A 13,090-nucleotide genomic window follows, 5' to 3' on the forward strand; every position below is an offset into this window, starting at 1 on the left:
CACGTGGCCCAGACGCGTTCATGCTGAGTTGTGAACTACACGGCGAAGAGAGTACGGGTCAGAGATCGTCGGCGAAGGCCTGGATCAGGCGGGCCGCCGGCTCGGAGTCGCTGATCAGCGTGCCGTGACCGTGGTCGGGGATGACCCGCAGGTCGGCGCCGGGGATCTCGTCGATGATCTCCCGGCACCAGCTCATCGGCGCGAGCGGGTCGTCTTCTCCGCGCAGCACCAGCACCGGCTGTTCGATGCGCGCGAACGCCTTCTCCGGCTGGTGCACGATGGTCGCGCGGATCTTGCGGATCAGGTGCGGGCCGCCGCGGAGGTACTCCCGGGCGCCGCGCCAGATCACCAGCGGACGCTCTCCGATCAGGTCGGTGAGGAGGTACCTCGCCTGTGAGGCGATGTTACGGGCTGCCTTGTTGACGGTGGGGCCGGCCAGCACGACACCTTCGACGCGCGACGGATGCCGCGCGGCGAGCTCGGCGGCGATCTGGCTGCCCATGGAGTGCCCGATCACGACGACGGGGCCCTCGCCGACGTGACGGAGGTAGGCGGCGACGAGGTCGGCGTGGCGTTCCATGGTGAAGGTGCGCGCGGGCTCGGGCGCTTCGCCGAAACCAGGCAGGTCGAGCGCGATGACTCTGCCGCGCAGTCGCTGCACGACATCGAGGTAGACGCTGCGACCCATGCCGATGCCGTGCAGCAGCAGGAACGTGCGAGGGCCCTCGCCGAAGGTCTCCGCGATGAGCGTCGCCCCTGCATGCTCGAACTCGAGCAGGGTGACGGGGGTGCCCTTCGGGGCGAGATAGCTGGAGACCACGCACCCACGCTAACCGAGTGGGGGCCTTGCGGCTAACCGGATACAGCGTGCGCCGTATGCCGGTGTGCGGCAAGACGCGCGTGCGCGCCATGCGAGGATGAAGGGTGTCTTCGCTCAGCCCCGATCCCGATCAGATCGAGACGGGGGGCGAGACCGCACGTCCGTCGAAGGGCTTCATCGCACGCATCGCAGACGGGTTGAGCGATCCGGTGCTGCGGGCGCTCGTCGCCGCGACCGCTGTGTCGCGCATCGGCCGAGGAGTCTTCCTCGCGGTCACGGTGCTGTTCTTCACCCAGATCATCGGTCTCTCGCCTGCGCAGGCCGCCGTGGTGCTCGCGGTGTCGAGCGGATGCGGTGTCGTGGGGTCGCTCCTCGGCGGCTGGCTCGCCGATCGGTGGAGCGCCCGACGCCTCGCATTCGGCTTCGAGATGGCCGGCGGCGTGCTGCTCGCCGCCTATGCGTTCGTCGGGGATTTCGTGTCGGCGCTTCTGCTCGCCAGCCTCTCCGGCTTCTTCGACTCGCTCGGATACTCGGCTCGGTCCGCGATCATCGCGCGAGGATTCGCCCCCGACAGGCGGGTGCACGCCCGCGCCGTGCTGCGCACGGTCACGAACCTCGCGATCGCCGCAGGCTCGGGCTTCGGCGCGATCGCCCTGGCGCTCGGCACCCCCGAGGCCTACCGGGTCGTGATCGCCGGCGCGGGTGCCGTCTGCGCACTCGGGTCGCTCTCGCTCCTCCGGCTGACGTCGGCGGTCGACGCACCCGCACGCGTTCGTGTCGCGACTCAGCTCACCGAGACGGGATCCATCGACACGCAGGCGACGGCTGCGGCATCCGCTGAGCGCAGGGAGTGGAACCGTCGCTCGCCGTGGCGCGACCCGCGGTACCTGCTGCTGAGCGGGCTCTCGGCGATCTTCGGCATGCAGTTCGGAGTGGCGGAACTCGGGGTGCCCCTGTGGATCAGCGAGTACACGAATGCGCCGGATGCCACGTTCGCGGTGCTCCTGATCGTCAACACGGCGCTGGTCGTGCTGTTCCAGGTGCGTGCCTCGCGCGGCACGCATGACGTTCGGGTCGCGGGACGGGTGACCATGATCGCGGGGTGGCTCATGGTCGCCGCCTGTCTGATCTACGCGCTCGCCGCCGGGCTTCCGACGTGGGCTGCGATCGTCATCCTCATCGTCGGCATGATCACGCACACGTTCGCCGAGATCCTGTCGCAGGCCGGAGCCTGGGGGCTCAGCTTCGAGCTCGCCGATCCGGTGCGGGCGGGCGCCTATCAGGGCGTGTTCGGCATGGGCTTCTCGCTCGGAGCCCTCGCGTCGCCGATCGTCGTGAACGCCACGGCGATCACCTTCGGCTTCGCCGGATGGGCGATGCTGGCGGCGATCTTCCTCGCCGCGGCGGTGGGCATCTGGGTGATCGCACGCCGCGCAGCCGCGTCCGCCGCAGCCGGATCCGCCTGAGGCGCGGGCCCGCATCCGCCTGAGGCGCGGGCCGAGGAGAGCTACCCGGCGGGGGTCAGCACCAGGGTGTTCTGCGTCGCCGCATCGACGGCCTTCTCGGAGAACGCCCACGGCTTCTGCGCGCCGGCCGCCCAGTCTGCGGTCTGATCGACGTAGTGCTCATTGAACGCATGACCGGATGCCCCGGTGAGGTGGATCCAGGTCGAGGCGTCGAGGTCGGAGAGGTCGACCACCATCCGCATCGACGGCACAGTGGTCGTGGCGTAGGAGGTGCCGAGATCCCACCCGGTCGCGTTGACCACCGATGCGCCGCCGCCGACCGCATACGGACCGCGGTTGAAGAGCATCTCGATCGGGGCGATGCCCGACGAGCCCAGAGTGTCGCTCGTGAGGGTGATCGCGTGCAGGTCGCCCCACCGCCACCCGGTGACGGCGTCGCCCTGCAGGGTGGAGAGCTCGTCGTATGCCTCTTCGGCAGACAGCGCCAGCATCTCGTCCATGCTCGTGACGTCGATGCTCGGATTCGTCCAGAGCGGGTCGGAGGGGTCGTCGAGCAAATTCGCGACGACCGTGAAGAGGCGGCCCTGGCCGTCGATCGGCAGCGGCTGGTCGCGTTCGGCGAACAGGTTCTGCACGAGGTTCGACCAGAGCACGTTCGCGTAGGCGGCGGCAGGGGACGCCGCGTCGTTCTGCGCATCCCACGAGCGCAGCAGTGCCACGGCATCCTCGGTGCCTGCGCCCTTCACCTCGACATCGTCCATCGCGGATGCCAGGCGCTTGCCGATCCACATCTCGCTGTCCATCTGGATCTCGCGCATGTCCTGCGCGGTGAGCGGTGCGGCTGCCGCGCGTCGTTCGATCAGGTGCGCGATGCGATCCGCGCGGTAGCCGTAGTCCCAGTCCCGCGAGAGGAAGTACGGATAGTCGTCGGTGACGATCGCGTTGTTCGCGGTCACGATGTATCCGGAGGCCGGGTTGTACGACACCGGCAGCTCGTCGAAGGGGATGAACCCCGTCCAGTCGTAGCTGCTGTCCCACCCGGGCTGCGGCATCCATCCGTCGCCGGCTCCTCGCACGGGCAGGCGTCCGGGCGTCTGATAGCCGATGTTGCCCTCGACGTCGGCGTAGATGAGGTTCTGCGCCGGCACATCGAACAGGGCGGCCGCCGAGCGGAACTCCTCGAAGTCCTGGGCGGTCGACAGCGCGAAGATCGCCGTGGCGGCCGTGCCGGGGTCGAGCGCCGTCCAGCGCAGACTGACCGCGTACTCGGAGGCCTCGCCGGTGGGCGCGGTGCTCGTCGCGCCTCCGGCCGTGAGTCCAGGCTCCGGGTCGTCGGCGATCGCTGTGAAGTCATCGGTGAGCCCCGAGATGATGGGGCCGTGCGCGGTCGACCGGATGGTCAGGTCGATGTCGTCGCCGCCGGCGACCTTGATCGTCTCGGTAGTCTCCTCGACCGGCACCAGCGCTCCGTCGCGCCAGTACTGGTCGCCCTCGATGCGCTCGATGTAGAGGTCGGTGACATCGGTGGTCAGATTGGTGAAGCCCCACGCGATCTGCTGGTTGTGGCCGATCACGATGCCGGGGAGTCCGGAGAAAGAGAAGCCGCCCATGTCGAACGGGCATTCGTCTGTGACCTCGCTGCAGCGCAGCTGCACCTGGTACCAGACCGACGGCAGCGATGCGCCCAGGTGCGGGTCGTTGGCGAGCAGCGGCATGCCCGTCTCGGTCAGGTCTCCCGACACCACCCAGGAGTTCGAACCGATGCCCTCGCCGACATCGCCGACGAGCAGGCTCGCGGCCTCGATCACGTCGGAGGCCTCCTGCCACTCGATCGTCGTCGCGGCCTGCTGCATCTCATCGTCGTTCGCGTCGGTCGTGAACGCGGCGGGCTCGGCGCCGGTCTCGAGCGTGGGCACCGTGGAGATCTCGGGCACGATCACCGGGTGCTCGTCGAACGGATACGCGGGGTACAGCTCATCGAGCGTCGCGGTGATGTCGGTCGCGTCGGAGCCGTCGGAGCCGTCGGAGCCGTCTGAGCCGTCTGAGCCGTCTGAGAGCTGCGCGGTCAGCAGCGCACGCTCGGCCTCATCCTCGATGTTGCCGCGGAGATCCCAGGCCATGGCCTTCAGCCAGGCGACCGAATCGGCGGGCTCCCAGGGCTCAGGCACGTACTCGGGGTTCTGTATTCCGAGCACGGCATACTCGAGCGACAGCTCCGCACCCGAGCGTGACGAGAGATAGGCATTGACCCCGTCGGCATATGCCTCGTAGTACCCGCGCGTCTCGTCGTCCATCGCCTCGACCTCGGCCTCAGCGACCTTGCGCCAGCCGAGGGTGCGCAGGAAAGCATCCGTTGCGGCCTGCGATTCGCCGAACATCTCGGCCACGCGACCGGCCGTCACGTGGCGTCGGAAGTCCATCTCGAAGAAGCGGTCCTGCGCGTGCACGAACCCTTCTGCATAGAACAGATCGTGGGATGAGTCGGCCGTGATGGTCGGGATGCCGCGGTCGTCGCGCTGCACCGTCACCTCGGACTGCAGACCCTCGAGCGGCAGGGTGCCCTCGGTCTGCGGGAAGGACCGCTGGATGGTCCAGGTCACGAAGAAGGCGGCGGCGACGGCGACGACGATGATCGCCGCCACGACGAGGAAGGCGATGCGGCCGATGCGCGCACCCAATGATGGGCGTGAGGGCACGGCGATCTCAGGCGAATCGGTTGTCATCATCGAGAACTCTTTCGGGTGGCATTGCGGGACTCAGTCCCAGAGAGTCCCAGAGGGCGTCTCACCGACGCACTCTGGGAATACTACCCACAACGACGACGCGTGGCGGGGGAACTTCTCGCCCCGCCACGCGGCGTCAGCCGATAAGGCTCGGCTGCAGATCGCGCAGCGTGCGCCGGTGCGTCATGCGCGTCACCCCGATGGCGGCGAGCAGCAGAGCGCCGACCAGCCAGATCCCCAGCACCACCAGGTCCCATCCGGCCCTGCCGAGATTGCCCCCGTACATGAGCTGTCGCATGGCATCGACGACGTAGCCGAGCGGCAGCACGTGGTGCAGCGCGGCCAGTGGCGCGGGCAGCGTCTGCCAGGGGAAGGTGCCGCCGGCGGTGACGAGCTGCAGCACCATGAGCACGAGACCCAGGAACTGGCCGACCGAGCCCAGCCAGACGTTCAGCGTGAGGATGATCGCCGCGAACGTCGCTGACGCGAAGATCATCACGCCCAGCGTGCCGATGGGGTTGTTGAACGTGAAGCCCAGGGTGATCGCGAGGATGCCCATGAGCCCGACCATCTGCACCGCGCCCAGCATCGCCGGTGTCAGCCATCCGGCCAGAGTCACCCGGATGGGGGAGTGCAGCGCGGTCACGGCGCGGCGGGAGATCGGCTTGACGATGAGGAACAGCGCGTAGATGCCGATCCAGGCCGACAGCGCGGCGAAGAACGGGGCGAGGCCCGCGCCGTAGTCCTCGGCCGACGCCACCTTGTCGCTCGAGACCTTGACGGGATCCGCGATCGTGTCGGCCTGCAGCGCGCGCAGGTCGGGAGTCGATGCGGGTATCTGCTCCACCCCGTCGGACAGCCCGTCACGCAGCTCGGCCGTGCCCGACGCGAGGGTGCCGAGTCCGTCGCGCAGCTGGGCCGCGCCGTCCCTCGCCGCCGCCGCGCCCGTGGCGACGGTCTGCGCGCCGCCGGCGAGGGTCTGGGCGCCACTGGCGAGCGTCTGCGTGCCGCTGGCGAGCTGCGAGGCACCGGATGCCACCGACTCGGCTCCGGCGGCGAGCTGGTCGACCTTGTCGACCGCGTTCTGCACGGTGGCGTTGCCCTCTTCGAGGCGGGTGCCGAGCGGATCGAGGGTGGACAGCACCCGATCGATCTCCTCCTGCGTCAGGCCCTGATCTGCGAGCACCGTCGCGATGTCCTGGCGTGCCTGGGGCAGGGCATCCGTCGCCTGCTGCACGGCAGACCCGGCGCGGTCTGCGACGTCGGCCAGTTGCCGGTTGCCGTCGCTGACCTGCTGAGCACCCGAGGCGAGAGTCGCCGCTCCGCCGGCGAGCTGAGACGCGCCGCCGGCGAGCTCAGACGCGCCACCCGAGAGCTGAGACGTGCCGTCGGCGAGCTGAGACGTGCCGTCGGCGAGTGTGGCGCTGCCGGTCGCCGCGGTGTTGGCACCGTCGGTGAGCTGGCTCGCCCCGTCGACGGCGGTGACGAGGTTGTCTCGCACGTCGCTGAGTCCGGTGAGCAGGCGCTCTGCCGCCTCGCTGCCGACCATCTCGGCCACCGAGCTGCGGATCTTCTCGACCGCCTGAGTGCCCATGCTCGACGCGAGGTAGTTGTTCGCGTCGTTGGTCTCGAGTTCGATGCGCGCCTGGTGGGGGTCGTCGCCCGCGGCCGAGGTCAACGCCGAAGAGAAATCCTCAGGGATCGTCACGGTGAAGTCGACCGTGCCCTCGCGCAACGCGTCTGCGGCCTCGTCGGCGGACATGCGCTGCCAGTCGAAGGCGTTGCCGTCGATGAGGTTCTCGGCGACGTCCTCGCCGTAGTTGACGGTCTCGCCGGTCTCGGCCTCCGTTCCCGTGGTGGGGGCAGGGGCCCCGGCATCGTCGACGACAAGTGCCACAGGCACCTCGGGGAACTTCGCATACGGGTCCTGGTTGGCCCAGAGGTACAGGCCGCCGTAGAGGATCGGCACGCACACGAGCGCGATCAGGGCGATGATGCCCATCTTGCTCGCGGTGAGCCGCCGCAGCTCGGCGGCGATCATGGCGGGAACCTTCATCGCTCGCCTCCGTTCTCTTCTGTGTCTGTGTCTGCGTCTGTGACTGTGTCGGGCGTTTCGCGGTGGTCGGCGTCGGCGTTCTCGCTCACCGAGCCCGGATCGGCACCCGCGGGAGAATCCTGGGCGTCGGAGGCATCCTCGGCGTATTCGTCATCGAAAGGCGGCACCGCGGGCAGGCCGTCTGGGCTCACCGGCTCCGCGTCGGTGGTCGAGTGCTCGTCGGATGCGGATGCGGATTCGGACGCGGACGCGGACGCGGATTCGGACTCGGACACGGATGCCTCGTGGCCGGGGTGGTCGAGCACGAGGGGCTGGATCGGACCGGAGGCGTTGATCGCCTCGAGTTCGTGCATCCGTTCGAGGGCGACCGCAGCGGATCCGCCGATGACGACGAGCATGGCGTAGCCGCGGTCGGCGAACTCCGACGCGATGCGCCACCAGCCGTCCGGGCTGCCGCCGTGACGGTCGGGCGCGACGAGCACGATGCCTTCGGTGCCTTCGCGGAGGATCGCGAGTTCGCACAGGATGCGTACCCGCGCGGCCGGGTCGACGTTGCCGATCGGCACACCGGCGAGCTCGCCGAATCCGAGCTGATTCAGCCACCGACGAGCGTGCAGCGGGGTCGCGCCGACCCCGGCGAACATGAGCTCTTCGCCCACCACGCCGGCAAGGGTGATGTCGGGATGCGGGTCGCTGACGTCGGGGGCGTCGACCAAAGCGATCGTGCGGCGCAGCGCCTTGTTGTTCGAGTCGCCGTCGATCGTCACGCGTCCGGTGTCGGGCCGCATCCGTCCGCTGGCGATCAGGCCGAGAACGGTCGGTCGCTGCTCGGTCTCGGCGAGGGCGAAGCGCACCGCACCGCTGTGGAACTCGAGGCTCGTCGTCGGCAGTGACTGCCCGCCGCGCCCTTTGCTCACCTCGTGCAGAGTGACTCTCATGCGCTGACCTCCTGCGATTCGACGATGTCCGGGTGTGCTGCCAGCAGTTCGTCGGCCTCGCGCCACGAGAGCCCGGCGATGCTGAGCAGGGTGCGCACGGCGAGCCCGGCCGCGCCGGCGCTGTGTGCGTCCGTGCGCGAGACGACCGTGCGCGCGACCTCTTCGATGAGACGGGCGAGGGTCGGGGCGGGGAGGTCGGTGCGGAAGCTGCCGTCTTCCTGCCCGCGCCGTGCGAGGGCGGCGACGGTGCGGCGCAGAGGGGCGAGAGCGTCGGCGGTGTGCTGCACGTGGGCTTCGTCGAGCGCGAGCGCCGCGGCGACCTGCACGTGCGCGGCCTCCTGCCAGAGTCGTGCGGCGAGGCGGGCCAGCGCGATGCGCGAGTCGGTGTCGGTGACGGACTCGGCGATCGCGTTGAAGCGCTGCGCTCCGACCGAGATCAGCTCGCGGATCAGGGCCTCTCGGTCGTCGAAGTGTCCGTAGAGGGTCCGGCGTGACAGGCCGGCGCTGCGGGCGATGGCGTCGATCGATGCGCGCGGGTCGGTCGCGAGGGTCGCTCGGGCCGCATCGAGGATTCCGGCGCGGTTCTCGACGGAGTCACGGCGGGGAGCACGGGTGGTCATGCGCCCATTCTACGTATAGTGCACAGCAGTGTGCAAGATAATTCGGAGGACTCACAGGGTCCGAACAGTGGGCCGTTCACAACTCAGCACGGATCGCCGCTCAGAGCCTCTACCAGCGCGATCCAGCGTCGAAGCCCGACGTTAATGCTGAATTGTGAACGCCGAATCGCCGAGCACACGCAAAAGGGGGCGGATGCCGCAGCATCCGCCCCCTCCCGAAGAACCGAGTGTCAGTCGAGCCCGGAGTCGAAGGCCGCGCCCTCGGATGCGGTGTCGACCGCGTCGGCGAGGTTCTCGTCGACCTCCTCGACGGAACCAGTGATCTCGCCCGACTCGCCGGCGGTGACGCGCCCGACGAGCTCACCGGTCGCTCCGCCGATCAGGCCGAGACCTGCGTACTGCTCGAGGCGCGAGCGCGAGTCGGCGATGTCGAGGTTGCGCATCGTGAGCTGTCCGATGCGGTCGACCGGGCCGAAGGCGGCGTCGCCGACGCGCTCCATCGAGAGCTTCTCGGGGCCGTACGACAGGTTGGGCGACGTGGTGTCGAGGATCGTCCAGTCGTCTCCGCGGCGCAGACGGATCGTGACGGTGCCCGAGATCGTGAGGCCGACCCAGCGCTGGATCGACTCGCGAAGCATGAGCGACTGCGGCTCGAGCCAGCGTCCCTCGTACATGAGACGACCGAGACGGCGACCCTGCTCGTGGTAGGTCGCGAGGGTGTCTTCGTTCAGGATGCCGTTGACGAGGCGCTCGTAGGCGATGAAGAGCAGCGCCATGGCCGGAGCCTCGTAGATGCCGCGCGACTTCGCCTCGATGATGCGATTCTCGATCTGGTCGCTCATGCCGAGGCCGTGGCGCCCGCCGATCGTGTTGGCCTCCATGACGAGGGCCACCGGGTCGGTGTACTCGACGCCGTTGATGGCGACCGGGCGGCCGGCCTCGAACGTGACGGAGACGTCTTCGGTCTCGATCGCGACGGAGGGGTCCCAGAACTTCACACCCATGATCGGGTCGACCGTCTCGAGCGAGACGTCCAGGTGCTCGAGGGTCTTGGCCTCGTGCGTGGCACCCCAGATGTTGGCGTCGGTCGAGTACGCCTTCTCGACCGAGTCGCGGTAGGGGAAGTCATGGGCGACGAGCCATTCGCTCATCTCCTTGCGGCCGCCGAGCTCGGTGACGAAGTCGGCGTCGAGCCAGGGCTTGTACACGCGCAGGCGCGGGTTGGCCAGCAGGCCGTAGCGGTAGAACCGCTCGATGTCGTTGCCCTTGTAGGTCGAGCCGTCGCCCCAGATGTCGACGCCGTCTTCCTTCATGGCGCGCACGAGAAGCGTGCCGGTGACGGCGCGACCGAGGGGCGTCGTGTTGAAGTAGGTGCGTCCGCCCGAGCGGATGTGGAAGGCGCCGCACGACAGTGCGACGAGACCCTCTTCGACCAGGGCGGTCTTGCAGTCGACCAGACGCGAGGCCTGGGCGCCGTATTCGAGAGCGCGACCGGGGATCGACTCGATGTCGTCTTCGTCGTACTGCCCGAGATCGCCGGTGTACGTGTAGGGGACGGCACCCTTGTCGCGCATCCACGCGACGGCGACGGAGGTGTCGAGTCCTCCGGAGAAGGCGATGCCGACGCGCTCGCCGACGGGAAGTGACTGGAGGACCTTGGACATGCTTCCCAGTCTATCGGCGGCGTGTCGGCTGTTTCGGACGGGAAGGGGAGTCAGCGTGCGACGGCGGCGTCGAGCGTCTCGGGTTCGGTGTCGAGCCGTTCGAGTTCGCCTCGCTGGTGAGCCGCATACCGACCGCCCCAGTCGGTGAGCGCTTCGACCAGGGGCATCGCCCCCCGGCCGAGGTCGCTCAGCCGGTATTCGACCTTGGGCGGCACCTGGCGGTACACCGTGCGGATGAGCAGCCCGTCGTCTTCGAGCTCACGCAACTGACGGGTGAGCACGCGAGCGGTCGGCTCGTCGAGCAACCTGCTGAGCTCGCCGAATCGCAGCACCTCATGCTCGCCGAGCAGGCTCAGGATGCTGGGCTTCCAGGCCCCGCCGAGCACCGCGATCGAGACCTCCGCGTCGCACGCGTCGCCCCACTCCCGGACGATGCGCTCCGTCTTCTCCCTCATGGGATCCGCCTTCCGTTCGTCGCAATGGTATCCAAACGGTCACTATGTACCCTGAATGACCGTACTTGCCTGAAGTGTACTCGCCCACGAGACTGAGGCGGTGACCTTCTCGACCCCTACGGCATCCGCCCGTCCGCGCACGGCCATGCATCCGTGGCTGGCCATGATCCCGCTGCTCCTCGGCATCCTGATCGGGGCGCTCGCGATCAGCAGCATGTCGACCGCGCTGCCCGCGATCCGCGGCGACCTCACCCTCAGCGACAGTGGCGCCCTGTGGCTCGTCGACGTCTACGCGCTCTCGTTGGCGGCGACCCTGATCATCGCCGCCCGGATCGGCGACGCGTTCGGGCGCAAGCGCATCGTGCTCGCAGGCCTCGCGGGCTTCGCCGTGCTCAACCTGGTGGGCGGGTTCGCCCAGGACGGGATGGTGCTGATCGTCGTCCGCGCGCTTCTCGGCGTGGCAGAAGCCTTCGTCGTGGCAGGTGTCGTCGCCACGATCGGCGCGCACTATCACGCACGGCAGCGCGTGCTGGCCTATGGGCTGTGGACCGCGACCTTCGGCGCGGGCAGCGCGCTCGGCCCCGTGCTCGGCGGGTTCGTCACGGAAGGCCCGGGATGGCGCTGGCTGCTGCTGGGCAGTGTGCCGCTCGCGGTCGTCGCCGGTGTGCTCGCGATCTGGCTCGTGCCCGACTCTCGCAGCTCGCGGCGGCCGTCGTGGGACATCCTCAGCATCGTGTCGTCGATCGTCGCGCTCGGAGCCCTCGTCTTCGCCCTGCACGAGGTGCTCGCCGCTCCCCTCGCCGCGGGCGTCGCCGGCGTGGTCGCGGTCGGCACGCTCGTGTTCTTCATCCGCCGCCAGCGCATCCTCGCCGAGCCTCTCATCGACATGCGACTCTTCCGAGTACCCGGTTTCAGCCCCGCCATCGTGCGCATCGTGGCGAGCGGCGGGGTGTCGACGGCATCCGTTCTCCTGGTGAGCCTGCACCTGCAGGACGCCAGGGGCTACAGCGCGGCCGAGGCCGGAATCGCGATTCTTCCCCAAGCTGTGGCGATCGCGCTCGGCGGAGTGCTCGCCCCCCTGTTCCTGCGGTGGCTGAGCTCACCCACGCTCACGGTGCTCGCTCTCGTCGTGCAGGGCGCGGGGCTCATCTGGCTGTCGACCGGGGTCGATCTCGTCGCGATCCCGCTCGTGCTGGTCGGAGTGGGATTCGGGGTCGCGGCGACACTCGCCGCAACCACGCTCTTCGACGTGACGACCGAAGACGACGCCGGTCAGGTGGGGGCGATCCAGGAGGTCGGCTTCGCCCTCGGCGGCGGTCTCGGCATCGCGGTGCTCGGCACGATCGCCGTGATCGCAGGGTCTCGCGGATTCGTCGTCGCCCTGCTCGTCGCAGCCGGGGCGGTCGTCGCCGCCGCACTCCTGCCGCTGTGGCGGCGCACAGCCCGTCACCCCGTCTCCCACTGAAGAAAGGCCGTCCGTGTCCGCATCGCGCCCGACCGTCCACTGGATCTATGCCCACCCCCAGCAGAATTCCTTCAACGCCCGCCTGTTCCGCGACGGAGTCGAAGCCCTCTCGGGCGACCACCACGTCGAGATCACCGATCTCTACGCTCAGCGGTTCGACCCCGTTCTCGCCGCCCAGGATCTCGGCGAGCCCCATGGCAGGGAGGGCAATGTCGTCGATCTCATGGGCGAGGCGTTCGCCGCAGGGCAGCTGCCGGCGGATGTGATCGAGGAACAGCGCAAACTCGGGGCGGCCGATCTCGTCGTGCTCCAGTTCCCGCTGTGGTGGTACGGCCCGCCGGCGATCCTCAAGGGGTGGTTCGACCGTGTTCTCACCAACGGGTTCGCGTACGGCCCCTCGGATGCCGAGACCGGTCTTCCGCTGCGGTACGGCGAGGGGCCTCTCGCGGGGCGCCGAGCCCTCGTGATCGTCACGGCGGGGGAGGACGACCGGTCCATCGGGGAACGGGGCGTCAGCGGTGATCTGGACTCGCTGATGTTCCCTCTCACCCACGGAACCCTCTGGTACACGGGCATCGAGCCGCTCGACCTGCATGTCGTCCACGACGCCGACGGAATGGACTCGGCGGGCATCGATCACGAGAGCGCGCGCCTGGTCGAACGGCTCTCGGGGATCCGCGATGAATCACCGAGCCATCCCTACCGCCGGCTGCGCGACGGCGACTATCACGGAACCCGAGCGCTTCGAGCGGACCTTCTGCCCGGTCGCACCGACCTCGGCATTCACCGCGTGCGAGGCCATTGAGCGGAGCGCGAGGCGGCGGTGACGCGCGGGGTGAGCCGGATGCATCTGCGATTTCCGCCGCAGCGGTGGCAGAGTGTC

General features: G+C 69.0%; 10 protein-coding genes. 3 read left to right on the forward strand and 7 right to left on the reverse strand.

Annotation, left to right across the window (positions count from 1 at the left end; translation table 11 throughout):
- Positions 1–58 precede the first annotated feature (58 nt).
- A complete protein-coding gene (locus tag ASF87_RS06700) occupies positions 59–820 on the reverse strand; it encodes an alpha/beta fold hydrolase (RefSeq protein ID WP_056375110.1) in 762 nt (253 codons plus the stop codon).
- 104 nt (positions 821–924) lie between these two features.
- Here ASF87_RS06700 and ASF87_RS06705 point away from each other — a divergent pair, with 104 nt between their 5' ends.
- A complete protein-coding gene (locus tag ASF87_RS06705; RefSeq protein WP_056375112.1) occupies positions 925–2,286 on the forward strand; it encodes an MFS transporter in 1,362 nt (453 codons plus the stop codon).
- A 41-nt stretch (positions 2,287–2,327) separates the two neighbouring features.
- Here ASF87_RS06705 and ASF87_RS06710 read toward each other — a convergent pair whose 3' ends face one another.
- From ASF87_RS06710 to ASF87_RS06735, 6 genes are all read right to left on the reverse strand, one after another.
- Entirely contained in the window at positions 2,328–5,009 is a 2,682-nt protein-coding gene (locus ASF87_RS06710) for a penicillin acylase family protein (RefSeq protein WP_082508888.1), read from the reverse strand.
- A 136-nt stretch (positions 5,010–5,145) separates the two neighbouring features.
- Positions 5,146–7,065 (reverse strand): YhgE/Pip domain-containing protein, encoded by a 1,920-nt coding sequence (locus ASF87_RS06715; protein ID WP_056375113.1) that lies wholly within the window; start codon positions 7,063–7,065, stop codon positions 5,146–5,148.
- The gene (locus ASF87_RS17890) at positions 7,062–8,003 is read right to left on the reverse strand and encodes a hypothetical protein (RefSeq protein ID WP_200933705.1); all 942 of its coding nucleotides are present in this window, start codon (positions 8,001–8,003) and stop codon (positions 7,062–7,064) included. Before ASF87_RS17890 ends, ASF87_RS06715 begins: the two co-directional genes overlap by 4 nt.
- Positions 8,000–8,623, reverse strand: a complete 624-nt coding sequence (locus tag ASF87_RS06725; RefSeq protein ID WP_056375115.1) for a TetR/AcrR family transcriptional regulator — start codon at positions 8,621–8,623, stop codon at positions 8,000–8,002. The genes ASF87_RS17890 and ASF87_RS06725 overlap by 4 nt, the downstream gene beginning before the upstream one ends.
- 230 nt (positions 8,624–8,853) lie before the next feature.
- A complete protein-coding gene (gene argG / locus ASF87_RS06730) occupies positions 8,854–10,287 on the reverse strand; it encodes an argininosuccinate synthase (RefSeq protein ID WP_056375117.1) in 1,434 nt (477 codons plus the stop codon).
- A gap of 50 nt (positions 10,288–10,337) precedes the next feature.
- Positions 10,338–10,742, reverse strand: coding sequence for a winged helix-turn-helix transcriptional regulator (locus ASF87_RS06735; protein WP_056375119.1), 405 nt, complete (start codon positions 10,740–10,742; stop codon positions 10,338–10,340).
- Positions 10,743–10,842: 100 nt separating this feature from the next.
- Here ASF87_RS06735 and ASF87_RS06740 point away from each other — a divergent pair, with 100 nt between their 5' ends.
- Both ASF87_RS06740 and ASF87_RS06745 read left to right on the forward strand, forming a co-directional pair.
- A complete protein-coding gene (locus ASF87_RS06740) occupies positions 10,843–12,207 on the forward strand; it encodes an MFS transporter (RefSeq protein WP_056375120.1) in 1,365 nt (454 codons plus the stop codon).
- A 13-nt stretch (positions 12,208–12,220) separates the two neighbouring features.
- On the forward strand, positions 12,221–13,012 hold the full coding sequence (locus tag ASF87_RS06745) for an NAD(P)H-dependent oxidoreductase (protein WP_056375123.1): 792 nt from the start codon (positions 12,221–12,223) through the stop codon (positions 13,010–13,012).
- Positions 13,013–13,090 lie beyond the last annotated feature (78 nt).

Source organism: Microbacterium sp. Leaf161, from assembly GCF_001423645.1.
GTDB classification, from domain to species: Bacteria; Actinomycetota; Actinomycetes; order Actinomycetales; family Microbacteriaceae; genus Microbacterium; species Microbacterium forte.